Origin of the sequence: Allobosea sp., assembly GCF_035999205.1 — a bacterium.
Classification (GTDB): Bacteria; Pseudomonadota; Alphaproteobacteria; order Rhizobiales; family Beijerinckiaceae; genus Allobosea.
This window is the reverse complement of the sequence record NZ_DASYHA010000015.1, coordinates 19273-45611: the sequence shown is the minus strand read 5'-3', so window position 1 is coordinate 45611 and position 26339 is coordinate 19273. Positions and strand designations below refer to the sequence as shown.

Here is a 26339-nt window from a genome sequence, read left to right as displayed (position 1 = left end):
CATGCTCCGATTTTACGTGGCAGCAGCCCTCGGGCTTGCCTCGCCTCTCGCCCATGCGCAGGCCGAACCTGCCCCTGCAGCATCCGCGCACGCGCAGCCCTATCAGCTCGTGCGAACCTTGCAGTCCTTGCAGAATGAGGCTGCCTCGGGCAATCGCACTGCCCATGCGGCCCAGAGCAAGCTGCTGCGCGACGTCGAACAGGCCATGCTGGCGCAGCCGCCCGAGGTCTGGGACGATCCGCGCAACACGCGCGCCGCCGTCCAGTACGTCCTGAGCGGCGGACAGCCCGGCGTGCTGGCCGAACTCCTCAAGCGCGGCGAGCCGGCCGGGCTGCCCAAGGGGCTGGGCGAAGGCGCCCTGGCCTATGTCATGGGCGACAACGGCCAGGCGCGGACGTTGCTGATGCAGCTCGACCCGGCCAGCCTGCATGAATCGCTGGCCGGGCATCTCGCCCTCGTCCAGGCCACGCTCATCCTGCGCAATGACCAGAAGCGCGCCTTGCAGCTGCTCGATCAGGCACGGCTGGCGTCGCCGGGCTCGCTGGTCGAGGAAGGCGCGCTCCGGCGCGCCGTCTTCATCGCCGCCGAGATCAACGATCTCGACCGGCTGGAGAAGGCGACCGCCCAGTACATGCGCCGCTTCGACCGCTCGGTCTATGCCGAGAATTTCCGACAGGCCTTCGCGACCGGGCTGGTCCGCTTCGACATCGGCCGCGACCCGGAGAAGTTCCCCCGCCTCGTCACCACGCTGCGCGCCTTCGATCGAGAGCAGCAGCGCGCCGTGCTCCTGATCATCGCCCGTGACGCGCTGGTCCGCGGCCGCTTCGAGCAGGCGCGTCGCGCCGCCGATGAGGTGGCGCGGATTCCCGGCGCCGACCAGGCCACGATCACGCGCGCCTCTCTCTACAGGGCGGCCTCGCGCATCGGCACCGACAAGGCCGACGGGGCGCTGGAGACCCTCAAGAAGATCGACGGTCAGCGGCTGCCACCGGAGGAGAAGGAGATTCTGCAGACGGCGCTGCGCGTCGCCTCGCACATCATCGATGTCCCCGCCGGCACCACCCAAACGCCGATCGCCACGCCCGAGCCCGCCGATCTCGACCCCCGCGTGAAGCGCATCGTCACGGCGGCCGAGCGCAGCCTGGCAGAGGCGCAGACGTTGCTGGACGGATCGAACCAGGGGGCCGGCAGGCGGGCAGACGGCAAGCAGGGGAACGCCAAGCCATGAGCCAACTCGAAACACCCTTCCTGCCACCGGGCCGGGCGCCCGGAGCAGCCGGTGCGACCACGGCTAAGGATCCCAAGGCTCGTTTGACGCCAGGAGGTCGCGACGAACGCGGCCAGGCCTTCCGCAGCCTGCTTCAGAACCTCGACAAGGCCGCCGGCAAGGAAGCCGGAAGGCCAGCGGCCGCAGCGCAGGACAAGGCCGCCGATGCCGCTCCGGCCGAAGACCTCGAGACCGCCGAGGCCAGCGCGGCTGGGCTGATGTTGGATGCAATGGCTCCAGCCACTCCGCCCGAATCCGCCACCGGCACGACCGACGCGGCCCGTCTTCTGCTCGGTGCCCTGCAAGCGCCGGCACGCGACGCCCAGGCCGATGGCCGCAGGGAACCCGCCGCCCGGCGCGACGCATTCGCCACGCTGAACAATGCGCTCGCGAAGGCCGGAGCCGGCGCCGACACGGCAACGGCAGCCCTGAAATCCGCAACGGGCGAAGCGGGTATCGCCATGCCCGGCGACACCACCGCGCCCGGCGACCTGCCGGGCCTGGCCGACCTCGCAGCCCTCACGGACACGACGGAGAACGTCCCGGGCAAACCCGAAACCGGCTCCAAGGGGTCCCTACCCGAGACGCCAATGTCCATCACGGTCGTGCGGCAGGAGACCCATCTCCCGCCCGTCATGCGCCTGTCGCCGCTCCAGCAGGTCGCCGAGCCGATCCGCCAGGCGGCAGCCGAACTCGTTAGCGCCCGCTCCGATGTCGTTCCGGATCTCGCCTCCGACAAGCCGGCCGGCATCGCCGAACCGACGAAGATCCTGCATCTCCAGCTCGCCCCGGTCGAACTGGGCAGCATCGTCGTCAAGATGCGGATCTCTCAGGGCGGCATGGAGATCCGGCTCGAGGCCAGCCGCACCGAAACCGCCCAGATGCTCGCCAATGACCGCGAGGCGCTGCGCGAGATCGTCAAGGCCAGCGGCTATGCGCTCGATCAGGTCTCGGTCGAGACTATCCATGTCGATGCGGCCGGACCCGATCCGCGCCCCGGTGGGCAGGATGGTGGCAGGGACGGCGCAGCCGATCAACGGTCCGGCGCCCGCGAGGGCCGCAGCTTCGATCAATCCCGCGAACGCCAGGAGCGCGAGTCCCAGCGGCGCGACTGGCGGCAGGATGCGACAACCAGCAAGGAGGACTCCCATGAGCCGCGCGAGAGCAGCCGCCCTGGCCGCGATCCTTATCGCTACCTTTAGTGTCGCGGCCCCAGCCCTCGCACAGACCGTGTGCGAGGAGCACATGATCCGCGTCTCGAAGGCCTATGACATCCCCGTCGGCGTGCTCTACTCGGTCGGGCTCACGGAAAGCGGGCGTCGCAACTCACTGCAGCCCTATGCGCTCAACATCCATGGCCGCGCCTTCTTCGGCGCGACCAAGGCCGAAGCCATGGCGGAATTCGAGACCTCCCGCGCCAAGGGCAAGAAGCTGATCGACATCGGCTGCATGCAGATCAACCACCACTACCACCGCGACCAGTTCCCCAGCCTCGACGCCATGTTCGAGCCGGCGCTGAACGTCGAATACTCCGCCAAGTTCCTGAAGCGCCTGAAGGCGCGCCACGACACCTGGACGATGGCGGTGGCACGCTATCATGCCGGGCCGCACAACAACCCGGCCCAGCATCGCTATGTCTGCACCGTCATCCGCAACATGGTCGCGACCGGCTTCGGCCAGTGGACCGACAATGCCCGCAATTTCTGCGGCGCCAAATACGCTGCGTCGCAGGGTACGCGAAACATCAACGAATGAGCCCGCCCGGTCGGCTCAGGCGAGCCGCCCGAGCGCGCCCCGCAGCAGCGAGACGATCTCGTCGATCTGCGACGCCTCGCAGATCAGCGGCGGCGACAGCGCGATGATGTCGCCGGTGACGCGGATCAGAAGGCCCTTCTCGAAACAGTCGACGAAAGCGTCGTAGGCGCGCGCGCCAACGGCGCCGGGACGGGAGGCGAGCTCGATGCCGGCGACGAGGCCGATCGTGCGGATGTCGATGACATGTGGCGCGCCCTTGAGCGAATGCAGCGCCTCCTCCCAGAGAGGGGCGAGCGAAGCGGCACGCGTCAGGAGACCCTCGCCGGCATAGATGTCGAGCGTCGCGATGCCAGCGGCGCAGGCAGCGGGATGGCCCGAATAGGTATAGCCGTGGAACAGCTCGATGGCGGCCTCTGGCCCCGCCATCAGCCCGTCATGCACCTTGCGGCTGGCGAAGACGGCGCCCATCGGGATCGCCCCGTTGGTGATGCCCTTCGCCGTCGTCATCAGGTCAGGCATGACGCCGAAGAACTCGCTGGCGAAGGCCGTGCCAAGCCGGCCGAAGCCGGTGATGACCTCGTCGAAGATCAGGAGGATGCCATGGCGCGTGGCGATCTCGCGCAGGCGCTGGAGGTAGCCCTTGGGCGGCACGAGCACGCCGGTCGAACCGGCCATCGGCTCGACGATCACCGCCGCGATCGTTTCCGCGCCGTGCAGCGCGACGATGCGTTCGAGATCGTCTGCGAGCTCGGCGCCGTGTTCGGGCTGCCCCTTGCTGTAGGCGTTGCGCTCGAGATCATGGGTGTGGCGCAGATGGTCGGCGCCCGGCAATAGCGGGAAGACACGGCGGTTGTTGACGAGGCCGCCGACGGTGATTCCGCCGAAGCCGACGCCGTGATAGCCGCGCTCGCGGCCGATCAGCCGCGTCCGCGTGCCCTGCCCGATCGCACGCTGATAGGCGATGGCGATCTTGAGGGCCGTATCGACCGATTCCGAACCCGAGCCGGTGAAGAAGATCCGGTCGAGCTTCGCTTCGCCTTCGCCCGGCGCGATGGCCGCAAGCCGCTCGGCGAAATCGAAGGCGATCGGATGGCCCATCTGGAAGGACGGCGCGTAGTCCAATGTCGAGAGCTGGCGCTCCACTGCCTGGGTGATCTGCTGCCGGCCATGGCCGGCATTGACGCACCAGAGCCCCGCCGTGCCGTCGATCACCTTGCGACCGTCCTCGGTGGCGTAGTGCATGCCTTGCGCCGAGGCGAGCAGCCGCGGCGCCGACTTGAACTGCCGGTTGGCCGTGAACGGCATCCAGTAGCTGTCGAGCGAACGGGCGTTCTGCACGGATTTCAGCGGCGGGGCGACGGTCATGATGATCTCCTCTGCCCGGCACGGAGCACTGTTTTGCCAAGGCCAACAAGTCTGTTTCAATATGCTCGCAAGGCATTGTTTTTCTGGAGCCTCGACGACTCGACGTTGCAGATTCCGAACAAGGAGAACGACTCGCTATGAGCGACACCGATGTCGGCGCGCGGCTGCGCTATCTGCGCATGCGCCATGGGCTCTCGCAGCGGGCGCTGGCCAAGCGCGCCGGCGTCACCAATTCGACGGTCTCGCTGATCGAATCGAATGGCGTGAACCCATCGGTCGGCGCCCTCAAGCGCATCCTCGACGGCATCCCGATCGGGCTCTCCGAATTCTTCGCCCTGGAGCCGGATCGGCCGCGCCAGGCCTTCTACCAAGCGGAGGAACTGGTCGAGATCGGCAAGGGCGGCATCTCCTATCGCCAGGTCGGGGAGAACCTGTTCGGCCGTGCGCTGCAAATCCTGAAGGAGCGCTACGAGCCCGGCACCGACACCGGCCGCGTTCCCCTGACGCATGAGGGCGAAGAGGGCGGCATCGTGCTCAGCGGCAGGCTCGAGGTCACCGTCGATGACGAGCGGCGGATTCTGGGACCGGGCGACGCCTATTACTTCGAAAGCCGCCGCCCGCACCGCTTCCGCTGCGTCGGGCCGGCCGCCTGCGAGGTCGTCAGCGCCTGCACGCCACCGTCGTTCTGAGGCATCCCGGCATGGCTTGACGCCACCATCGGCGACACCATCTAGGATCTATAGCGACTAGAGCTTCGGGATGGGGTCATCATGCGGCCGACGGCGGACATCGAACGCGTGGTATCGATCGGCGCGCTGGCCGAGCGCACCGGCGTAAAGGTCGAGACCATCCGCTATTACGAGCAGGTCGGGCTGCTGCCGCCGCCCGAACGCTCGGAGGGCAACCAGCGCCGCTACGGCCGCCGCCATGTCGAGCGCCTCGCCTTCATCAAGCATGCGCGCGATCTCGGCTTCGCCGTGGACGCGATCCGAGCGCTGCTCAAGCTCTCGGACAATCCGACCATGGCCTGTGACGACGCTCACGCCATCGCCGTCGCCCATCTCGACGAGGTCCGCCATAAGATCGCCCGGCTGCGCTCGCTCGAAAAGGAGCTCGAGCGCATCGCTGCAACCTGCTCCGGCGGCGTCGCCGCCTGCGACTGCGCCATCATCGAGGCGCTCGCCGACCACGCACAGTGCAGCCATGCAAAGCACTGAAAGTGCGGCGCCAGGCGGCCGGCGCCTGTGGAGAAGCATGGCTGCATCGCCCTCATGCGCCCAGCGCCGATTGCGGCGTCGCTGGCGCAGGCGCTAGCGTTGCGCAAAAGAATCCCCGGGAGACATCATGTCCAGCGACTTCGCCACTCCGCGCGGTCTGCGCCATCGCCAGATCGCGGTGCGTGACACGACGCTGCATGTCGCCGAGGTTGGCTCCGGAACACCTGTGCTGCTGTTGCATGGCTGGCCCGAATTCTGGGCAACCTGGCTGCCGTTGATGAACCGCCTGCATGGCGAGTTCCGCCTAATCGCGCCGGATCTGCGCGGCTTCGGCGACAGCGCCAAATCCGCCACGCCGCGCAGCGATGTCGGCGCCAACAGCCATGCCGACGACATGGCCTCGCTGATCGTAGCGCTCGGCCTGGAAACAGTCGGCATCGTCGGCCACGATGTTGGCGCCTATGCCGCCCAGGCTCTGGCAAGACGCCACCCCCAGCTCGTCGACCGGCTGCTCTTCTTCAATTGCCCGACCCAGAGCATCGCCGAGCGCTGGGTCCATGATGGCCATGTCAACGAGGTCTGGTACCAGTCCTTCCAGCAGCTGCCGCTGGCCGAGGCGCTCGTCGGGCTCAGCCGGCAGAACTGCGCATTGTATTTCTCGCATTTCCTGTCGCATTGGTGCCATCGCAAGGAAGCCTTCGACCCGGCGCTCGATCTCTGGGTCGACAACTTCATGAAGCCGGGCAATCTGCGCGGCGGATTCGACTGGTATCGCAGCCAGAACGCCGCGCGGCTCGCGGCGATCGACGGGCATCCCACTCCTTCCGTGCGCATCCATCAACCGACCCGGGTCCATTGGGGCCGGCACGACCCGATCCTGAAGTCCGAATGGGCGGCCTTCGTGCCCGAACATTTCGACGAAGCCGAAGTCAGCTTCTGCGAAAGCGCCGGACATTTCGTCCATGTCGAGGCACCGGACGAGGCGGCCGAGGTTTTCGCGGCGTTTTTCGGCTAATCGGCAGGGCAGCCCCCGGCTTCGCGAGAGAAGGCCCTCGTTTCACGGCGAAGAGCGCTTAGATAGTCTCGCGCGCGGGACGCGGCCGATGGCGGCCGATCCCGGCGGAGAAAAAGGGCAGGCCATGCCGATGCTTCGATTACTGACGCTGCGACGCCTAAGCGCACCGCCAGCAGCCTGCGCCGGGCCGACCGCGCTCGGGCAAGTCTTCATAGGGAACGAAACCCGATTCTGTCGGAGTCAGCGATTCGGGCCCGCTTCGTTCCGGACTCGTTCTGTTCTCCGGAAGGCAGTGCGAAAATGGCAAGGCCGATTCTTCGCTGAGGCCGTGCTCCCGCTCTAAACTCACAGTCACTCCGCGCGCCGTCGCAGGACGCCCTGATCGGCGTCGCGACCCGGCGAGCGGCGCAACGTTACGATCGGCAGAGACTTGATCCCTCACCGCTCCCTCCCTCCCTCGGTCCGCGCCAATGGCGTCACCGCGGTGCTGGGCCCGACCAACACCGGCAAGACCCATCTCGCGATCGAGCGGATGGTCGCCCATCCGACCGGCATGATCGGCCTGCCGCTGCGGCTGCTGGCGCGCGAGGTCTACGCCCGCGTCGTCGAGAAGGCCGGCGTCGATGCGGTCGCCCTCGTCACCGGCGAGGAGAAGATCAAGCCGGCCCGGCCGCGCTTCTGGGTCTGCACCGTCGAGGCGATGCCGCGCGATCTCGCGGTCGATTTCGTCGCGATCGACGAGATCCAGCTCGCCTCCGATCTCGACCGCGGCCATGTCTTCACCGACCGGCTGCTCAACCGGCGCGGCCGGGCAGAGACCATGCTGATCGGCGCCGGCACGATGAAGCCGCTGATCGAGCAGCTCATCCCCGGCATCAATGTCGTGACCAGGCCGCGCCTGTCCCAGCTTCTCTTCGCCGGGGACCGCAAGATCACGCGGCTGCCGGCCCGCTCAGCCATCGTCGCCTTCTCGGTCGAGGAGGTCTATGCCATCGCCGAACTGATCCGGCGGCAGAAGGGCGGCGCGGCGGTCGTGCTCGGCGCCTTGTCGCCACGGACGCGCAATGCGCAGGTCGAGATCTACCAGTCCGGCGATGTCGACTACCTCGTCGCGACCGATGCGATCGGCATGGGGCTCAATCTCGACGTCGGGCACATCGCCTTCGCCGCCGAGCGGAAATATGACGGCCATCATTTTCGCAAGCTCAACCCGGCCGAGTTCGGCCAGATCGCCGGGCGCGCCGGCCGCCATCTGCGCGACGGCACCTTCGGCACTTCGGGCCGCTGCCCGCCTTTCGAGGCCGAGCTCGTCGAAGCGATCGAAAACCACCGCTTCGAGCCGATCCGGCAATTGCAGTGGCGCAACAGCGATCTCGATTTTCGCTCGGTCGGACAGCTGCTCGACAGCCTGAACGTCCAGCCCAGCGAATCCGGCCTGACCCGCGCGCTGATCGCCGAGGACCAGACAACGCTCGAAATCCTGGCCCGGGACCCGGACGTCAAGGCCCTCGCCCAGGGCCGCCCGGCGGTCGAGCGGCTCTGGGAGGTCTGCGGCCTGCCGGATTATCGCAAGATCGCCCCGCAACAGCATGCCGACCTCGCAACGACGCTCTATCTGCGGCTGATGCGCCATGGCAGGCTCGATATCGACTGGTATCGCACCCAGCTTGCGGCGCTCGACCGCACCGATGGCGAGATCGATACCCTGTCCGCGCGCATCGCGCAGGTCCGCACCTGGACCTTCGTGGCGAACCGTCCTGACTGGTTGCCCGATCCTGAGCATTGGCAGGGGGTGGCGCGTCTTGTAGAGGACAAGCTCTCGGACGCTCTGCACGAGCGTCTTGCGAGCCGATTTGTCGACCGGCGCACCAGTGTCCTGCTGCGCCGTTTGCGGGAGAATGCGATGTTGGAGGCTGAGGTCACCGCGACGGGCGACGTGCTCGTCGAGGGCCAGCACGTCGGAATGCTGCAGGGATTCCGTTTCACGGCGGACCCGAAGGCCGGCGGGCCGGAGGCGAAAGCCTTGAACATGGCTGCGATGAAGGCGCTCGGCGCCGAGATCGAGGCGCGCGCAGCGCGGGTCGTCCTCGCCGGAGACGACGCCTTCGTGCTGTCGCATGACGGCCTGCTGCGCTGGGTCGGCGAGCCGGTGGCCCGCCTGGTCGCCGGGGAGAAGGCGATCGAGCCGCGGTTGCGCCTGCTGGTCGAGGAACATCTTGCCGGCCAGGCCCGCGAGCAGGTCGAAGCCAGGCTCGCGCTCTGGCTGAAGAATCACGTCACCCGCCTGCTTGGTGCCCTGCAGCTGCTGGAGGATGCGACCACGCTGACGGGCATCGCCCGCGGCATCGCCTATCAGGCAGCCGAGTCGCTCGGCGTGCTCGAGCGGACCAAGGTCGGCGAGGAGATGAAGGCGCTCGACCAGGAGGGCCGCGCCGCGCTGCGCCAGCTCGGCATCCGCTTCGGCGCCTTCCATCTCTACGTTCCCGCGCTGCTCAAGCCTGCGCCGCGCGCGCTGGCCGCACAGCTCTGGGCCCTGAAGCACGGCTCGCCCGAACAGGCCGGGCTCGACGACATCTCCCATCTGGCCTCGTCCGGCCGAACCTCCTTCCCGGTCGACAAGGCCGTTCCCAAGGGGCTCTATCGCGCCGCCGGCTACCGCGTCTGCGGCGAGCGAGCCGTGCGCGTCGACATCCTCGAGCGCCTCGCCGACTTGATCCGCCCGGCGATCGCCTATCGCCCCGGGCTGACCCAGGGCGTGCCGCCGACCGGCGCGGCCGATCAGGACGGCTTCGTCGTGACCGGCGCGATGACGTCGCTCGTCGGCTGCGCCGGCGAGGACTTCGCCTCGATCCTGCGCTCGCTCGGCTATGTCTCGACCAAGCGTCCCGGCCCGGCCATCACGGTGCCGCTCGCCGCGCCGCCGGCCAAGCCGGCCGCGACCGAGCCTGCCAAGGCAGAGGATGCCAAGCCCGAGGATGCCGCCAGCGAACAGTCCGCCGCCGATGCGATGCTGCCGGCCGACGCGCAGACGGATAGCGCCGATGCCGGGCCCGACACCGCCGCTGAGCTCAACGAGAGCGCCGAGCCCGCAGCCACGGAAGCAGCCCTCGCCACCGATGCCACCGTCTCGGAAACGCCTGACGCGCCGGTCCTGACGCAGGCCGACCAGGAACCGGCTCACGAGCCCGTTCCTGCCGACATGTTGTCGTCGCTCTCTCCGGCCCCGGCCGAGCCTTCGATGGAGAAGGGCGCCGAGGAAGCTCATGGCGAAGCGCTCACGACGACCGGCGAAGCCGCCGCCACAACCGCCGAGCCCGAGCTGATCGAGGTCTGGCGCCCGCATCGCCATCAGGGCGGGCGCAGGCCCGAACAGGCCCATCGCGGCCAGCGCGAGGGCGCAGGCGCAGCCGGCGAACGCCAGCCCGGCGGCCGCCGTGGTGACAGGCCCCATCGTGGCCCGCGCCCGGGCGGTCCGCGTCGCGACGGCGAGACGCAGGTTCCTGTCGCCGCAGCAGAAGGAGGTGCTGCGCCAGCCGCACGGCCCGAACGCGAGCCGCGACGCGACGAGCGGCCCCGCTCCGGCCAGCGCGGTCCGCGCCCCGAAGGCCAGGGCCGCCCCGAGCAAGGACGCGGGCCCAGGCCCGACTTCAAGCGTGACGGCCGCCCCGGCGGTGGTGGTGGCGGGCCGCGGCGCGAGCGCGACGACCGTGGTGGCGAGCGCTTCCAGCAGCCGCAGCGGCCCCGCCCGGCCGACCGCGAGCCGGATCCGGATTCGCCCTTCGCCAAGCTCGCGGCCCTCAAGGCGCAGCTCGAAGGGCGCAAGAACTGAGGCATTCCGCGCCCGGAGCGCGCCCGATCGGACCGCGGAGCAATCTGACCGGATCGCGCGTTCTCAAACGATATCTTGGAGTCGGGTCCGATCGGGTTGTTTCAACGCGGACGGGATGCGGCTCCGGACACTGAGACAGCAGGCCGGATATGCGGGACGATCGGCAGCGCCTCGACAAATGGCTCTGGTTCGCGCGCTTCGCCAAGACGCGGACCGCCGCCGTGCGTCTGGTCGAGGACGGCCATGTCCGTGTCGCGGGTCGGCGGGTCGACAATCCCGCCCAGGCGTTGAAGCTCGGTGACGTCCTGACGCTGGCGCTGGCGCATGCGACCATTGTGGTACGCCTGCTGTCGCTGGGCGAGCGGCGGGGCCCTTACGAAGAGGCCAGACTGCTCTATGAGCGGCTGGACGAGGGCGGGCGCGGCGATCAGCCGCTTGCGGAGGATGGTGGCGACGGCTAAAAATGCAGATCGTTTGTATACAAATGAATTGACTTCCCGGAACGATGGGAACGTCGTTCTCCAAAACGCCTGACGAAGAGAAGTAGCTGCTATCTGCTGGGGCCGAAACGGCCTTGAAACCTGAGCCCGCCAGGGGTTTATGGGGCCGGCGAGCAGACTGGAAGGACCTGCGACATGGCCTATGTGGTCACCGACAACTGCATCAAGTGCAAGTACATGGATTGCGTCGAGGTTTGCCCGGTCGACTGCTTCTATGAAGGCGAGAACATGCTCGTCATTCATCCCGACGAATGCATCGATTGCGGCGTCTGCGAACCGGAATGCCCCGCCGAGGCGATCAAGCCCGACACCGAGCCGGGACTGGAAAGCTGGCTGCAGCTGAACGCGAAATATGCCGCGAGCTGGCCGAACATCAGCCAGAAGAAGGAGCCTCCAGCGGACGCCAAGGCCTTCGACGGCATCCCCGGAAAGCTCGAGGCCCACTTCTCGCCGAACCCCGGCGAGGGCGACTGAGACGCGGACGGAATTGTCCGTCGCGGCGCCGGAGGAGCGTTAACCATTCCCCGGCCGCCGGGCGCAGGCTTGTCCGGAGTTTGCGTTTACCTTTGATTCGGCGTGTTTTTTATGCTACAGAATAGGCTCGGTCGCATTCGTTCCGCATGCCCCTGCGAGGTTTTCCACAAACGGGGCGCCCCCTAGAAAAGGATAGCGAAGGTCGCCGGCCCCCGTGCCGGAGCAATCGATGTCTTTGCCTGGCGGCACACAAAAGACGAGCGGCTGAGGGAGCGTGAGGCGGCGGGTCGAAGCCCGCCCGCGTCAGGCGGAGTGTCTCCGGTCATCCGGCCGGGGTCTGAAAATCGCGAGCCCGCGTCCAGCGGTCCGGTCAGGAGTCTAATCGGCATGTCAACGGTGAAGAAAGCTGTCGTGCGCCAGGGTTTCAAGACGGGCGAATTTGTCGTCTATCCCTCCCACGGCGTCGGCCAGATCACGGCTATCGAGGAACAAGAAGTCGCCGGATTCAAGCTTGAGCTCTTCGTCGTCAGCTTCTCCAAGGACAAGATGACGCTGCGCGTTCCGACCGCCAAGGCCGCCAGCGTCGGGCTGCGCAAGCTCGCCGATGCCGAGAGCGTCGCCAAGGCCCTCGCCACGCTGACCGGCCGCGCACGCGTCAAGCGCACGATGTGGTCGCGCCGCGCCCAGGAATACGAGGCGAAGATCAACTCGGGCGATCTCGTCGCCATCGCCGAGGTCGTTCGCGACCTCTACCGCTCCGAGGCCCAGCCGGAGCAGTCCTATTCCGAGCGCCAGCTCTATGAGGCGGCGGTCGATCGCATGACCCGCGAAATCGCGGTCGTCGACGATGTCACCGAGACCGAGGCGCTGAAGAAGATCGAGGCCCAGCTGGCCAAGTCGCCGCGTCGCCCGGCCAAGGGTGAGGTCGTGGAAGCCGCCGATGGCGACGTCGAGAGCGACAACGACGACATCCAGGAAGAGGCCGCCTGATCCCGGCGACAGCTTTCTAATCCGATCGGACCCGGCGGGCCACCGCCGGGTTCTTTCGTTAGGGCCTCGCCTCCGTCTGCCGCGAGCGACCGGTCGGCGCGCCACGGCCGTCGCCGATCGCGAGGTCGAAGCCGTTGCGTCTCGCCTCGACATGAGATGGCGGCGCACCGCGCCGCCATCCTTGGGCAATACGACGTCACACCAGGACGATGGCGTCATATCCGAGCGCGTCGTTGATATCGTCGATCGACGTGAACGTCCCGCCGCCGGACACGCCGTCGATCTGGATCGCGCCGAAGCCGAAATCGAGAACGACGCTGGGGCCGCTATCGTCGATGGTTACCACGACGGTCGTCGGATCGACGACATCGACTTCGATGACGTCCTCGTCGCCGCTGTCGAGATCGGTGACTTCGTCATCGCCAAACGGAGTGTCGGCACCGTCGCCGAAGTGGAAGGTGTCTGTTCCGGCACCGCCCGTCAGCAGGTCGTCTCCGGCCTCGCCATACAGGTCATCGGCACCGCCGCCGCCGTCGAGATCATCGTCGCCGTCACCGCCATGGATCTCGTCGCCGCCGGCGTCACCGGCGATCTCGTCATCGCCAGCGTCGCCATTGAGCGCATCCGCAGCAGCGCCGCCGGCGATGGTGTCATCGCCGTCACCGCCATTGGCCGTGTCCGCGCCGTCGCCACCATCCAGCGTGTCGTCGCCGGCATCGCCATTGAGCGTGTCAGCGCCCGCTCCGCCCTCCTCCCAGTCGTCGCCGTCGCCGCCGTCCAGCGTGTCGTCGTCGTCGCCGCCATACATGGTGTCATTGCCGTCGCCGCCGCTCAGCGCATCGAGCCCGGCGCCGCCATCCATGATGTCATCCCCCGCGTTGCCGCTCAGGGTGTCGTCGCCGTCGCCGCCGTTCAGCGTGTCATCGCCGCTATTGCCCGAGATGGTGTCGTTGCCGGCATCGCCGTTCACCGTGTCGGCGCCGGTGCCGCCATTCATCGTGTCGTCGCCGTCGCCGCCATTCAGGGTGTCATCGGCAAAGCCACCATTCATCGTGTCGTCGCCGGCGTCCCCGTTCAGCGTGTCGGCGCCGGCGCCGCCATCCATGGTGTCGTTACCGTCGCCGCCGTTCAGCGTGTCGACGCCTGCAGCGCCGGTCATGGTATCGTCGCCCTCGCCGCCATCGAGGGTGTCGTCGCCCGCGCCACCATCAACGGTGTCGTTGCCGGCATCGCCCGACAGATTGTCGGCGCCGGCATTGCCATTCACGACGTCGTCGTCGTCGCCTCCGCTCATCGTATCGTCGCCGGCATTGCCGTTCAGCTCGTCGGTCCCGACACCGCCAAGAACAAAGTCGTCGCCGGCCCCGGCATTGACGACATCGTTGCCGCCATCCGCGTCGATCGTGTCATTGCCGGCGAAGCCGTTGATGAGGTCGTCGCCGCTCGTATCTGGCGGGGGGATTACGTCGGGGCCAGCCGTACCATTGATAAGTGCCATAGCGGGTGCTCCCTGTTGAGAGGTGAACCTCGCAGAGGCGCATGTCCGCGTTTGCGCGCGGTCATGCGCATTGGGATCGATCGTCACGGACCGAAAAGCCTGCGAAGGTGGAGGACGCTACGGAGAGGCCAGGGGGGGAACAATCCCCATTTGGAGACAAAAGACCTCCGTCTTCGAGGCTATTCTGTTCCGGCCCCGCAGAATCCTCGGGTTTACCTTCAAAAATATAGCGAATTACATCGGCCTGGCAGCGCGGCGCTCCATTCAGGCAAGCTCATCTGAGCCGGCCCGCGCGCGTCGATGGCCGGAAACCATTTCTGTCACCAAATGGGGATTATGGTCGCGGGTGACCTTCCCTAGCTTCGCCTGCCTGCTTCCGGGCTGCTCCCGGCCGGCAACGACGTGCCGCACCCAGGCTGATGGTTGCGATCACTGGAGAGGTTCGCAGAAGCTCACGGGAGGCGAAGCCATGGCGATGCTGTCGCGGGATGGGCCCCAGTTGCGGACATCGAAACGATTACAAATTCTGAAGCGATGCACATCGCTCTAAAGCACCAATTTATGTTATTGATACTCTGGGGCATGAATACGTCCGAAAATTACTTATAAACTTTCGGCATCATGCCCTGGCGACGTGGAACAACATTTTATCCAGTCCCGAGGATACATGTCCGACGCGTCTGCAAGTCGTACGACTTCAGGGGGCCAGACCAGGATCACTGCCGAGACTGCCGGTTTGAGAGGTCGCACTCTCTTCATGGCGATCCCGGGACGATCCGCCTTGCTCTGGGCCGTCATCTTCAGCGTCGCAATCAATGCACTCCTGCTGATCCTGCCCTTCTATTCGATCCAGGTCTTCGACCGGGTCCTCACGAGCGGCAGTGTCGAGACGCTGGTCGGGCTGACGCTCCTCGTCGTCGTGGCGCTTGGCTTCAATGCCTGCTTCGAGGTTCTCCGCAATCGCCTGCTCGGTCGCTTCGCTGTCGGCTTCGAACAGTTCCTCGCCCCTCTCGTGCTGAAGGCGTCGATCACGGATCCGGCACGGCGGACCGAGACCGGCCCCCACGGCATGGTTCGGGTGCGAGAGCTCAGGAACATGCTGTCGAGCGGCACCCTTTCGACCCTGATCGATGCGCCGTTCCTGCCAGCCTTCATCGCCGTGCTCTACCTCGTTCATCCCTGGTACGGGACGATCGCGTTGATCGGCTCGCTGCTCCTGCTGCTGCTGGCCGTGGTGAGCGGACGCGTGGCGCGCTCCGAACTGGCGCAGGCATCCGGCACGGCGATCCGCGCCCAGCGCGCCCTCGACGGCATCACCAGGCATGCCAATCTCGTTCGTGCAATGGGATGGACGCATGGGGCCGTCCGCGAATTCGTCCGGCTCAACGACGAGGCACTGGTCCCGGTCGTCAAGGCGAATGAGCGCGTCGCCATGATCGCATCCGTCGCCCGCCTGGTCAGGGTCGTCGCTCAGGTCGCGGCCATTGGCACGGGCGCCTGGCTCGTGCTGCAGAACGAGGTCCTCAGTGGCAGCCTGATGGCAAGCTCGATCATCATCAGCCGCACGCTCGCGCCGATGGAGCATCTCGTCGCGGGCCTGCGCACACTGACCTCGGCGCGCGATGCCTGGGCACATATCTGCGGCGCGACCGCAGCCGCCCTGATGAGCCAGCGCAGAACGCTGCTGCCACCTCCCCTTGGGGCGCTCGATCTGACTGCCGTTGCCTTCCGCAACCAGAATTCGAGGCGGCCTGCTCTGGCCGGCATCAGCTTCCGCTGCGCGCCGGCGAGCGTCGTCGTCGTGATCGGGCCGACAGGAGCGGGCAAGTCGACCTTGCTGCGCCTGATCGCAGCGCTCGACCGGCCGACCCAGGGCTCGATCCGGCTGGATGGCGCCTCGCTCGACAACTGGGACCCGGATCAGCTCGGGCGTTATGTCGGCTACCTGCCCCAGGACGTCGAGCTGCTGGGCGGGACAATCGCGGAGGCGATCGCCGGCTTCGATGAATCGGCGACGGATGACGATGTGGTCGCCGCCGCCGAACAGGCGAACGCCCACCAGATGATCCTGGCGTTGCCGAACGGCTACGAGACCGAGATCGGCCGCGACGGCAGCAAGCTTTCGGGCGGGCAGCGCCAGCGCATCGGGCTCGCCCGCGCTCTCTTCGGCCAGCGCAAGCTGGTCCTGCTCGACGAACCGAATTCCAACCTGGATCCCGATGGCGAGGAGGCCCTCTGTGCGGCGATCAGGCAGGCGAAGGCGCGCGGCACCACCCTTGTCATCGTCACGCACCGACCGCGCCTCTTCACAGTCGCGGATCTGATCCTGTTCCTGCGGGACGGCACCCAGGTCGCCTTCGGCACGCCCGACGAGGTGCTGCCCAAGACCATGGCCGGCGCCACGCCGATGCGGCAGGCGCGCCCGGGTCCGGGCGAAAAGGCCAGGCCCGATATCGCCAAGCCCGATACCAGCACGCCCGACATCATCGGGCCTGACATTATCGAGGGGAGGCGCTGATGCCCGGCATCGACCTTCAGAGCCGATCGCGATGGGTCCCCAGCGTCGTGCCCGGCGGCCTGCCGGCCCCATCGGGCCGAAGAAGTGCGAGCCTCTATCCGGAGGAAGCGCTGGAGCGCCCTCGCGCCAATGCCGGGCCGCTGATCATGTGGGGAGCCTCCCTCGTGATCCTTCTGTTCGGCATCCTCGGCATCTGGGCCGCAACCGTGCCGCTCGCCGGGGCGGTCATCGCACCCGGCGTCGTGAAGGTCTTGTCCCAGCGCCGCTCGGTGCAGCACCTTGAAGGCGGGATCGTCAAGGCGATCCTTGTCCATGAAGGCGAGCAGGTCGAGCGTGGCCAGCTCCTCGCGCGGCTCGATACGACGCAGATCGACGCCAACCTCGGCGTCCTCCAAAACAAGCTCTTCGCCGATCTCGCGATGGAAGCGCGCCTCGAGGCGGAACAAGCCGGTGCAGCGAGGGTTTCGTTCCCGGACGAGCTCCACGGCAAGGCGGCAAACCGGGAGGCGCAGGCGTCGATGGCGGCCCAGCTCTCCGAATTCGCCGCCCGGGCGGCTTCGCTTCAGGGGCAGCGCAACCTGATCGATCAGCAGACGCTGCAGCTCGACGACGCGATCCGCGGTCTTCAGAACAGCTCCAGAGGCCTGGAGCGGCAGCTCGGCTATCTGCGCGAGGAGATCAAGGATTCGGATTTTCTCACGGCAAAGGGCCTCGCTCGCAAGCCCAAGACCCTCGCTCTCAAGCGGGCGGAAGCCGATGCCGAAGCGCAGATTGGGACCAATGCCGCGTCCATCGCGCAGTCGAGGGGAAAGATCGCCGAGCTCGCGGAGAAGCGCCGCCAGGTCGTCTATGATTGGCTCGAGGATGTCGCCAAGCAGCGTCACATGGCGCGCGAACGGATCGCCGACGCGCGGCATCGCATTGCTGCGGCCCGGGACATACTCCTTCGGAGTGAGGTCAAGGCCCCCGAAAGAGGTATCGTGGTGGGCCTCAACACGAGGAGTTTGAACGCTATACTCGCGCCCCGGGAGACCCTGCTCGATATCGTTCCGACGCAGGATCGTCTGATCGTGGAAGGCGAGGTCAAACCCATCGACCGGAACGAGGTTCGGCCCGGACAGCCGGCGCGCATACGCATCCTCGCCTTCAATGCGAGGCGCGCCCCGATGCTCACCGGATCGGTCACGATGGTTACGGCCGATGCGCTCGTTGAAGCCCGGTCGGGCAAGTCGTTCTACAAGACCGAGGTCGATCTCCAGCAGACGCCGGAAATCGCCTCCTACGTCGCCTCGCTTCAGCCGGGCATGCCGGTCGAGATCTTCATCGAGACCGGCCGGCGGACTTTCGCGGAATACCTGCTGCAGCCGCTGCTGGTCCGCATGCATCGTGCTTTCAAGGAGGGGTGAACCAAGCCGACTGGCAATCAATGCCTGAGAGGGAGGAACCGATGTTGCGGGACGATTCCACCACCCCGGCCCAGCCGGGAAGGGAGGGGGCGGCGATGCTTCTGGCTCTCGAAGCCTTCGGACGGGCGATGCTCGGACTACTCGAATGCAAGCGATGCTTCGTCCTCGCGCTGTCACGATCGAGCGGGTTTGCCGTGCAGGCCGCTCGCGTGGGCTTCGACAGCCAGGTGCAGCCGTCGGCGGATGTGATCACGCGCCTGGCACACCGGCCCGAATGGCATCGCGGCAGCCTGTTCGCGATCGACCCGGCCGACACGCTCGCCACGGAACTGCTGGGCCGGGAGCATGACGAGCCCGCGCATGCGCTGGCGGGGCGCCTGTCCGCCGGCGACGGCAACGACCTGGTCTTCCTCGCGGGCTGGCGATCGATCCCGCTCTCGGCCGCGGAGATCGCCTGCATCTCGCGGGCGACGAGCATCATTTGGGCCACGACGCAGGGCTTTGCGCAGCATCGGCCCGAGGATCCGAGTCTCGACAAGCTCGTCGAGGAACTGGCCTTTCCCGCCTTCACCGTCGATCACAAATTGCGCGTTCTCGAAACGAACGACGCGGGCCGGCAATTGCTTCTGGCCAAGAGCCCCGTTCGCCTCGACCACGGCGCCCTCGTCGGCCCCAACTCTCTCGTCAACAACCTGCTGCAGCAGGCCCTGCGCGATACGGCAGCCTCTCGCTCCGAACGGACCTGGGCAAACACCATCATTCCGCTGTCGACGGACCATCGCGCCTTTGCCTTCGCCTGGATCGGCGCTGCGCCCTCCGAGCGGCATATGGACCGGTTGCTCATCATCATCCCGCAGATCGATCCCGCCGCCGGCGCCAAGCGCATCGCGACCGCGTTCGGCCTGCCCTGGGCCGAGGAAAGGATCGTGCTCCGCATCTTGCGCGGCGAGCCGCCCTGGCGGATCGGACGGACGCTGGACCTGACCGAGGCAACGGTCAGGACCTATATCAAGCGCATCATGCTCAAGCTCGGCATCAATCGTCAGATCGAGTTCTTCCTGCTCTACATCCTGACATTGTCGCCTTTCGTCGATGGCTTCCGCGAGCAGCTTCTTCCGGACGAAATGGCGCTCCGCGACCGTTATGCTAGGCTGGATCGGTCACGCCACGAGGGAGCCTGATCGCATGACCAGGACGAGTTGGGCGGGCGCAGCCGGGCTCGCCTTCGTGCTCGCCTTCGCGACCTCTGCGACCGCCGACGAACCGCCGCTTTTCCAGATGCCGGTCGCATGCGAGATTGGGCGGAGTTGCTTCATTCAGAACTATGTCGACTCCGACCCCACCGCGTCGGCCAAGGACTATGAATGCGGCACCCGATCCTATGACGCCCACAACGGGACCGACTTCCGGCTCACGACGATGTCCGCGCAGATGGCGGGCGTCGACGTGCTGGCCGCTGCCGAAGGTCGCGTGCTCCGGCGCCGCGACGGGATGGCGGACGTCTCCGTCCGTGAGGCCGGCAGGTCCGCCGTGCAGGGTTCCGAATGCGGCAACGCCGTCATCATCGAACATGCCGATGGCTGGCAGACGCAATATTGCCATATGGCCCGCGGCAGCCTGCGCGTGGAGGTCGGCGATCGGGTCAAGGCCGGCCAGGCAATCGGGCGCATCGGTCTCTCCGGTCTGACGGAGTATCCGCATCTGCATTTCACCGTCCGCCATCGCGGGCAGGTCGTCGACCCCTTCGCCTACGGGGCCCCGTCCGGCTCCTGCGGAGGAGGCCGGAGCCTCTGGCAGCCCGCGCTGCAGCCCTTGCTCGCCTACAGGAAGCGAGCCGTTCTCAACGAAGGCTTTGCCGGCGCACCGGTGACGATGGCGATGCTGGAGGCGGGAGATGCCGAGCGGCAGCGGCCCGGCCTCGATACGCCCGCGCTCGTCGCCTATGTCCGCGGGATCGGTCTCAAGATCGGCGATGTGCAGACATTGACCGTGAAGGACCCCTCGGGGCGGATTCTCGCCGAGCAGAAAGCCAAGCCGCTCGAACGCGACCAGGCGCAGAGCCTCGTCTTCGCCGGGACCAGGAAACCGGCAGCCGGCTGGGCGCAAGGCACCTATCGGGCGAGTTATGCCGTCATCCAGGACGGCGGCGTCGTCCTGGAGCGGAGTTTCGACATCCAGCTTCAGTAATGCCGACAGCGACCGGGGACGGATCATGTGCTCTCCACACGCAGAGCCAGGCCTCTCCCGCTTTGCCTCCCTCCCCGCCCGGTGTTAGGTACCTAGCTGTGCAGGGAGAGCCACCCGCAGGCGTGCCCCCGGCGTTGAATTGCCCTGCGGAGGCCAGGCTGCATGACGGAAAGCTCCCAACCCTTCGTGGCGCCGGACTTCCTGACGCTGACCCTCGGCATCGTCGTCTATTTCGTCGGGGTGCTGCTGACGCGCCGGATCGCGTTCCTGCGCGACTACAATATTCCGGAACCAGTGACCGGGGGCTTCCTCGCCGCTCTCGCGATCTGGGCCCTCCATGCTGCGACCGGTTCCAGCCTCACCTTCGAGATGGTGACGCGAGACCGCTTGCTGGTCATCTTCTTTGCCACCGTCGGCATCAACGCCCGTCTTTCCAACCTGCTGGAGGGCGGCAAGACTCTGATCGTCCTTTGCGTGCTGACGGTGATCTTCGTTTTCCTGCAGAACGTTGTCGGCATGCTCGGCGCGTCGATTTTCGGCCTGCCATCAGCTGCCGGCGTGATTATGGGCTCGGTCGCGCTTGTCGGCGGGCACGGAACGACGATCGCATGGGCGCCGGCCATTGCCGCCGAGCATGGTTTCCCGGCCGCCATGGAAACCGGCACCGCCGTCGCCACGCTCGGACTGGTCGTCGCAAGCTTGCTTGGCGGCCCGATCGCGAAGCTCCTGATCGAACGGGGCAAGCTCGCCCCCGAGGCCGCGGACATGGGCCCGGGTGGCCTCGCTCCAGAGGCCGATGCGGCGCCAATCGACAAGCTGAGCATCATGCACGCGCTCCTGGTGGTCAACGTCGCGGTGATCCTCGGCTATCTGGTCCACGGACCCCTGACGGCGACCGGCATCAAGCTGCCGCTCTTCGTGCCCTGCCTGATCATGGGCATCGTGCTCTCGAACACGATTCCTCTGATCTTCCCGAAGCTGCCCTGGCCGGCGCGCTCGCCCTCGCTGGCGCTCATCTCCGACTATGCTCTGTCGATCTTTCTCGCCATCTCGCTGATGAGCATGCAGCTCTGGACCCTGGCAGAAATCGCCGGGCCGCTTCTCGTCGTCGTCGCAATGCAGACGCTCCTGGCCGTGACCTTCATCCTGCTGGCGATCTTCCCACTGCTCGGACGCGACTATCAGGCGGCGGTGCTCAGCGCAGGCTTCACCGGTCTTTCGCTCGGGGCGACACCGACCGCGATCGCGAGCATGACCGCAGTGACCAAGCATTACGGGCCGTCGCCCAATGCCTTCATCATCCTGCCGCTGGTTTCCGCCTTCTTCGTCGACCTCGTCAACGTCGTCGCGATCACGTTCTTCCTTGGGCGTTGACCTTCGTTGCCACCTGCGCATCGCGGTGGCCGCGCGCACGGGCGGCAGCCACCGTTTGAATCTGCGCCGCGGCAGGTGCATTCCTGCCAGCGGACCTTCACCGATGGGGCATGAGCGCCGATGAGGAACTTCCTCACCTATCTTCGCGAAGCGATCCCGTTCCGCATCGTCCCGGCGGCGATCACGACCGCGGTGCTCCTGATCCTGCTCGCCCTGCCCGTGCCGGAAGGGCTCACGCGGGACGGCATGACGATGCTCGCCATCTTCCTCACGACCATCGTCGCGATCATCCTGAAGGTCATGCCGATCGGGGTCATGGCGCTGATGGCCATGGTCATCCTGACATTCTCCGAGGTGACGGCCGAGAATTCGACCGGCGCCGTCTCGGATGCGCTCTCCAGCTTCTCCAGCCCGCTGATCTGGCTGATCGTGACCGCCATCCTCATCTCGATCGGCCTGCGGACGACCGGGCTGGGGCGCAGGCTCGGCATGTTGTTTATCGCCGCCCTCGGCAAGCGCACGATCGGGATCGGCTACGGGCTGGCGCTGTGTGAACTCCTGCTGGCACCGGTGACGCCCTCCAACACTGCGAGGGGCGGCGGCATCATCCATCCGATCATGAAATCGATCGCCGGCGCCTTCGATTCCGACCCCGAGAAAGGCACCGAGGGCAAGGTCGGCACCTATCTGGCGCTGGTGAACTACCACGCCAACCCGATCACCTCGGCGATGTTCATCACCGCGACCGCACCGAACCCGCTGGTGCGCAGCTTCGTGGCCGAGGCGACCGGCGGCGCGGTCGATCTGACCTGGGGAGCCTGGGCGCTCGCCATGCTGGTGCCGGGGCTCGTCGCCTTGCTGCTGATGCCGCTCATCATCTTCCTGATCTCTCCGCCGGAACTGAAGCACACGCCGGACGCGGTGCACTTCGCCCGAGGCGAGCTGCACGCGATGGGGCCGCTTCACCCGAAGGAGATCGTCATGCTCCTGACCTTCGCCCTGCTGCTTCTGCTCTGGGCGAACGTGCCGGCGATGATCCTCGGACCGGCCTTCCAGCTCGACCCGACCGCGGTGGCGCTGCTCGGCCTGTTCATCCTGCTGGTTTCGGGAACGATCAGCTGGAACGACGTCCTTGCCGAGCGCAGCGCCTGGGACACGCTGATCTGGTTCGGCGCCCTCGTCATGCTGGCCGGGCAGCTGAACAGCCTCGGCGTTGTCACGTGGTTCTCCGGCCTGATGCAGGGAACGATCGAGTCGGCAAAGCTGGAGTGGGCGCTGACGGCGGCGGTGCTGGTGCTGATCTTCACCTTCTCGCACTATGCGTTCGCTTCGACCACCGCGCATATCAGCGCGATGATGCTGGCCTTCCTCGCCGTCGGCATCGCGCTGATCCCGGGCGAGTATCAGGGCTTCTTCGTGCTGATGATGGTCGCGGCCTCCGCGATCATGATGACGCTCACCCACTACGCGACAGGCACCTCTCCGATCATCTTCGGCAGCGGCTACGTCACCATGGGCCGCTGGTGGACAGTCGGTCTCGTCATGTGCGTGATCGAGCTGGTCATCTTCGCCGTCATCGGAGGCATCTGGTGGAAGCTGCTGGGGTTCTGGTGATCCCGCCTGGACGCCTGCCCGGTGCAGACGTCGTGTAGCGTTCCAGCCGCGATCTACCGATGAGGGCCACTTGCTCGAGGGTTTCCTCTCGCTGGGCCGGCATGTCGTCTGTCCACATTCATGAAGCTTGGATATGACTTCATGTCGTTTGTAGCGGATAATTGATATCCGCCATCGCCTCTATCTTGCGCTCGACAAGGCGAACTCGCCTGCAACGCTGGAGATCGAGCGATGAAAAAGCGGATTCTCGGGACGAAGGGGCTCGAAGTCTCAGCCCTGGGCTATGGCTGCATGGGGCTGGATTTCGGCTACGCGAACAAGGTCAGCAAAGGGGAAGGAGTCACGCTGATCCGCCAGGCGGTGGACCGCGGCGTGACCTTCTTCGATACCGCGGAGGTCTATGGCCCCTTCACCAATGAGGAGATGGTCGGCGAAGCGCTGAGGCCGGTCCGGGATCAGGTGGTCATCGCCACCAAATTCGGCTTCGACATCGTCGACGGCAAGCAGTCCGGCATGAACAGCCGGCCGGAGCACATCAAGGCGGTTGCGGACGGCTCGCTGAAGCGGCTCGGCATCGACGTCATCGATCTCTTCTACCAGCATCGCGTCGATCCGAACGTGCCGATCGAGGAGGTTGCGGGCGCGGTCAAGGATCTGATCGCGCAAGGCAAGGTCAGGCATTTCGGGCTCTCGGAAGCCGGCGCGCAGACCGTTCGCCGCGCCCATGCCGTCCAGCCGATCACGGCACTGCAGAACGAATACTCGCTGTGGACGCGCAGCGTCGAGACCAATGGCATCTTGCAGGCTTGCGAGGAGCTCGGGATCGGTCTCGTGCCCTACAGCCCGCTCGGCAAGGGCTTCCTCACCGGCGCGATGAGCAAGGACACCAGGCTCGGCGAGGGCGATTTCCGCAGCATCCTGCCGCGCTTCACCGCGGAGGCGATGGAGAAGAACCAGGCGCTGGTCGATCTCCTCAAGCGCATCGCCGATCAGAAGGGCGCCACGCCGGCGCAGATCGCACTCGCCTGGCTGCTCGCCCGCAGGCCCTGGATCGTGCCGATCCCCGGCACGACCAAGCTGCATCGTCTCGAAGAGAATCTCGGCGCTGTGGATGTCGAACTGACGGCGGTCGATCTGGCCGGGATCGAGAGCGCCGCCGCAGCGATCCAGGTCGAGGGTGAGCGCTACCCCGCCCATCTGATGGCGACGACCGGGCGCTGACGCCCCGCGCGCGTGTCGGCTGGGCCGCAGCAAGGCATGCCTCGCCGCACGGCGCTCCCGCACGCGGTCGCCCGGCCCGGCGGCGTGAAACACCAGAAGCGACGCAAGATCCATGAATTCCAACTCGACCGATCGTGCCGGGACCGTTGCCGAGGCAGAGCCACGGCCCGGCCTTGAGGCTCAATTGGGCGACGCTCATGCAGACCTGCCCTCGGGCATCGCCGAGAAACGGCAGCCGCGGCGGGTGCTCGCGATCCTCAGCGCACTGATGGGGTTCGGCTCGATCTCGACCGATCTCTATCTGCCCGCGATGCCCGCCATGGGCGAAGCGCTCGGCGCCGATGCCGGGCATATGGAACTGACGGTGTCCGGCTTCCTGATCGGCTTCAGCCTGGGGCAGCTCTTCTGGGGCCCGATCAGCGATCGCTACGGACGGCGCCCGCCGGTTGCCATCGGCATCGTCCTCTTCGTGCTCGGCTCGGCCGGCTGCGCTCTCGCGCAGGGCCCGGAGGCGATGATCGGCTGGCGCATCGTGCAGGCAGTCGGCGCCTGCGCCGGCGTCGCGCTCAGCCGTGCCATGGTCCGCGATCTCTATGACGGTCCCGGTGCGGCACGGATGCTCTCGACCCTGATCACGGTGATGGCGATCGCGCCGCTGATCGGCCCGCTTCTCGGGGGGCAGATCCTCGCCTTCGCGGGCTGGCGGGCGATCTTCTGGGTTCTGGTCGTCGTCGGGCTCGGCTCCCTGGCCGTCCTGTTCACGCTACCGGAGACCTTGCCGGCGCAGCGGCGCAATCGCGAGCCCCTGAGCCGGGCATTCGGACGCTACGTCGAATTGCTGGGACGACGGCGCGTCCTCGGCTATGCGGGCGTCGGCGGCTTCTTCTACGGCGGCGCCTTTGCCTTCATCGCCGGCTCGCCCTTCGCCTACATCACCTATCATCACGTGCCGTCCTCGCTCTACGGCTTCCTGTTCGGGCTCGGCATCCTCGGCATCATGGCGGTCAACATGCTGAATGGTCGGCTGGTGGCGCGCTTCGGGCCGGACGGGCTGCTCGGCCTGGGCGCGCTCCTCGTCGCCGCGAGCGGCATCGCTGTGGGCTTTGCCGCCGGGACGGACGCGGGCGGTCTCTGGGGCCTCGTATTGCCGCTCTTCGTCTTCCTGTCGCTGAACGGCCTGATCGTCGCGAACTCGATCGCCGGCGCGATGGCGGACTTTCCCGAGCGTGCGGGAGCTGTCTCGGCACTCGTTGGCGCGATCCACTATGGCAGCGGCATCGTCGCGTCGGCCCTCGTCGGAGCGCTCGCGGATGGGACGCCGTGGCCGATGGGCCTGGTGATCGCGCTTTGCGGCGTCGGCAGCCTGTGCTGCATGGGGCTGGTCCGGAGCGCAGCCGTCAAGGCGACGTGACGGCGTAGCGCAGATGCACGAGCCCGTGCGGCAGCGCCTCGCAGCCCCTGAGCGACAGCTGCACCTTGTCGGCGAGGCCCGCCTCGCCGAACTCGACGAAGCTCTGATGCCCGGCCCGGCCGTCGAGCGCCGGCGCAACCAGCAGGCTCAGTTCGTCGACGAGGCCAGAAGCGAAGAAGGAGCCGCAGATGCCGGCTCCACCCTCGAGCAGCAATCTGCGGATGCCGAACTCCCGGCCGAGGGCATCGAGCATGGCCGCAAGATCGATCGGCAGCGCATTCGCGACGAGATAGGACACGCCGTCGGCCGCGAGCTCGGTCAGATGGGCGTCCGGGACGTCGGGGCCGAGCAGCACGACGATATGGTCGTCTCCGATGCGGGCATCGTCGAAATGCAGCTTCCCCGAAGGATCGAGGGCGACGGCGTAGCTGCTGGCCTCGCGATCGGCGATATGGCGCCACCGATCGACGGCCGCCGGATTGGCCGGCGGATGCGCGGACGCCTTGCTGAATTCGGCCATCGTCACCCGGCCGACGATCCAGGCGTCGCCCTCCAGCTCCTCGTGAACCTTCTCATAGGCCGCCGACCAGGCGGCGCGTTCCCCGCCCGGGCTCTTGCTCCAGCGGCTAAGATGCAATCCGCCGTCCAGCGACGAAATCATGTGGCAGATGACGTGGGGCTTCATGTCGTTGGTCCAT

General features: G+C 66.9%; 21 protein-coding genes. 18 read left to right on the top strand and 3 right to left on the bottom strand.

Annotated elements, in window-relative coordinates:
• Position 1 precedes the first annotated feature (1 nt).
• The 3 genes from VGN82_RS04550 to VGN82_RS04540 are packed head-to-tail and all read left to right on the top strand — an operon-like array spanning position 2 to position 3022.
• A complete protein-coding gene (locus VGN82_RS04550) occupies positions 2-1228 on the top strand; it encodes a chemotaxis protein (RefSeq protein ID WP_327525805.1) in 1227 nt (408 codons plus the stop codon).
• Entirely contained in the window at positions 1225-2469 is a 1245-nt protein-coding gene (locus VGN82_RS04545; protein ID WP_327525804.1) for a flagellar hook-length control protein FliK, read from the top strand. The genes VGN82_RS04550 and VGN82_RS04545 overlap by 4 nt, the downstream gene beginning before the upstream one ends.
• On the top strand, positions 2417-3022 hold the full coding sequence (locus VGN82_RS04540; protein WP_414644201.1) for a transglycosylase SLT domain-containing protein: 606 nt from the start codon (positions 2417-2419) through the stop codon (positions 3020-3022). Before VGN82_RS04545 ends, VGN82_RS04540 begins: the two co-directional genes overlap by 53 nt.
• Positions 3023-3037: 15 nt before the next feature.
• Here VGN82_RS04540 and aptA read toward each other — a convergent pair whose 3' ends face one another.
• Positions 3038-4387, bottom strand: coding sequence for an omega-aminotransferase AptA (aptA, locus tag VGN82_RS04535; RefSeq protein ID WP_327525802.1), 1350 nt, complete (start codon positions 4385-4387; stop codon positions 3038-3040).
• Positions 4388-4524: 137 nt separating this feature from the next.
• On the opposite strand from aptA, the gene VGN82_RS04530 reads away from it, so the two are divergent.
• The 7 genes from VGN82_RS04530 to VGN82_RS04500 all read left to right on the top strand — a co-directional run bounded on the left by VGN82_RS04530 (position 4525) and on the right by VGN82_RS04500 (position 12412).
• On the top strand, positions 4525-5076 hold the full coding sequence (locus VGN82_RS04530; protein ID WP_327525801.1) for a cupin domain-containing protein: 552 nt from the start codon (positions 4525-4527) through the stop codon (positions 5074-5076).
• 81 nt (positions 5077-5157) lie between these two features.
• Positions 5158-5604 carry a MerR family transcriptional regulator gene (locus VGN82_RS04525; RefSeq protein ID WP_327525800.1) on the top strand — a complete coding sequence of 149 codons (447 nt, stop codon included), beginning with the start codon at positions 5158-5160 and terminating at the stop codon, positions 5602-5604.
• 127 nt (positions 5605-5731) lie between these two features.
• A complete protein-coding gene (locus VGN82_RS04520; RefSeq protein ID WP_327525799.1) occupies positions 5732-6619 on the top strand; it encodes an alpha/beta fold hydrolase in 888 nt (295 codons plus the stop codon).
• 433 nt (positions 6620-7052) lie between these two features.
• Entirely contained in the window at positions 7053-10448 is a 3396-nt protein-coding gene (locus VGN82_RS04515) for a helicase-related protein (RefSeq protein WP_327525985.1), read from the top strand.
• Between the two features lie 149 nt (positions 10449-10597).
• Positions 10598-10909: an RNA-binding S4 domain-containing protein gene (locus VGN82_RS04510; RefSeq protein ID WP_327525798.1), complete on the top strand. Its 312-nt coding sequence runs from the start codon at positions 10598-10600 to the stop codon at positions 10907-10909.
• Positions 10910-11083: 174 nt separating this feature from the next.
• Positions 11084-11422, top strand: a complete 339-nt coding sequence (gene fdxA, locus VGN82_RS04505; RefSeq protein ID WP_327525797.1) for a ferredoxin FdxA — start codon at positions 11084-11086, stop codon at positions 11420-11422.
• Between the two features lie 387 nt (positions 11423-11809).
• Positions 11810-12412 carry a CarD family transcriptional regulator gene (locus tag VGN82_RS04500; RefSeq protein WP_327525796.1) on the top strand — a complete coding sequence of 201 codons (603 nt, stop codon included), beginning with the start codon at positions 11810-11812 and terminating at the stop codon, positions 12410-12412.
• Positions 12413-12608: 196 nt separating this feature from the next.
• Here the strand turns inward: VGN82_RS04500 and VGN82_RS04495 are convergent, their stop codons facing one another.
• Complete coding sequence (locus VGN82_RS04495; protein WP_327525795.1) at positions 12609-13910, bottom strand: calcium-binding protein; 1302 nt, start codon at positions 13908-13910, stop codon at positions 12609-12611.
• A gap of 781 nt (positions 13911-14691) precedes the next feature.
• On the opposite strand from VGN82_RS04495, the gene VGN82_RS04490 reads away from it, so the two are divergent.
• The 8 genes from VGN82_RS04490 to VGN82_RS04455 all read left to right on the top strand — a co-directional run bounded on the left by VGN82_RS04490 (position 14692) and on the right by VGN82_RS04455 (position 25641).
• Positions 14692-16428: a type I secretion system permease/ATPase gene (locus VGN82_RS04490; RefSeq protein WP_327525794.1), complete on the top strand. Its 1737-nt coding sequence runs from the start codon at positions 14692-14694 to the stop codon at positions 16426-16428.
• On the top strand, positions 16428-17834 hold the full coding sequence (locus VGN82_RS04485) for an HlyD family type I secretion periplasmic adaptor subunit (protein WP_327525793.1): 1407 nt from the start codon (positions 16428-16430) through the stop codon (positions 17832-17834). Before VGN82_RS04490 ends, VGN82_RS04485 begins: the two co-directional genes overlap by 1 nt.
• A gap of 41 nt (positions 17835-17875) precedes the next feature.
• Positions 17876-19015, top strand: a complete 1140-nt coding sequence (locus VGN82_RS04480; protein ID WP_327525792.1) for a helix-turn-helix transcriptional regulator — start codon at positions 17876-17878, stop codon at positions 19013-19015.
• Between the two features lie 4 nt (positions 19016-19019).
• The gene (locus tag VGN82_RS04475; protein WP_327525791.1) at positions 19020-20021 is read left to right on the top strand and encodes a M23 family metallopeptidase; all 1002 of its coding nucleotides are present in this window, start codon (positions 19020-19022) and stop codon (positions 20019-20021) included.
• 162 nt (positions 20022-20183) lie between these two features.
• Positions 20184-21395 (top strand): sodium/glutamate symporter, encoded by a 1212-nt coding sequence (gene gltS / locus VGN82_RS04470; protein WP_327525790.1) that lies wholly within the window; start codon positions 20184-20186, stop codon positions 21393-21395.
• Positions 21396-21515: 120 nt separating this feature from the next.
• Positions 21516-23009, top strand: coding sequence for a DASS family sodium-coupled anion symporter (locus VGN82_RS04465; protein ID WP_327525789.1), 1494 nt, complete (start codon positions 21516-21518; stop codon positions 23007-23009).
• Between the two features lie 231 nt (positions 23010-23240).
• Positions 23241-24230, top strand: a complete 990-nt coding sequence (locus tag VGN82_RS04460) for an aldo/keto reductase (protein WP_327525788.1) — start codon at positions 23241-23243, stop codon at positions 24228-24230.
• Between the two features lie 112 nt (positions 24231-24342).
• Positions 24343-25641 (top strand): multidrug effflux MFS transporter, encoded by a 1299-nt coding sequence (locus VGN82_RS04455; RefSeq protein ID WP_327525787.1) that lies wholly within the window; start codon positions 24343-24345, stop codon positions 25639-25641.
• On the opposite strand, the gene VGN82_RS04450 is transcribed toward VGN82_RS04455, so the two are convergent.
• On the bottom strand, positions 25628-26326 hold the full coding sequence (locus tag VGN82_RS04450) for a RibD family protein (RefSeq protein WP_327525786.1): 699 nt from the start codon (positions 26324-26326) through the stop codon (positions 25628-25630). The two genes, VGN82_RS04455 and VGN82_RS04450, sit on opposite strands and share 14 nt — an antisense overlap.
• Positions 26327-26339 lie beyond the last annotated feature (13 nt).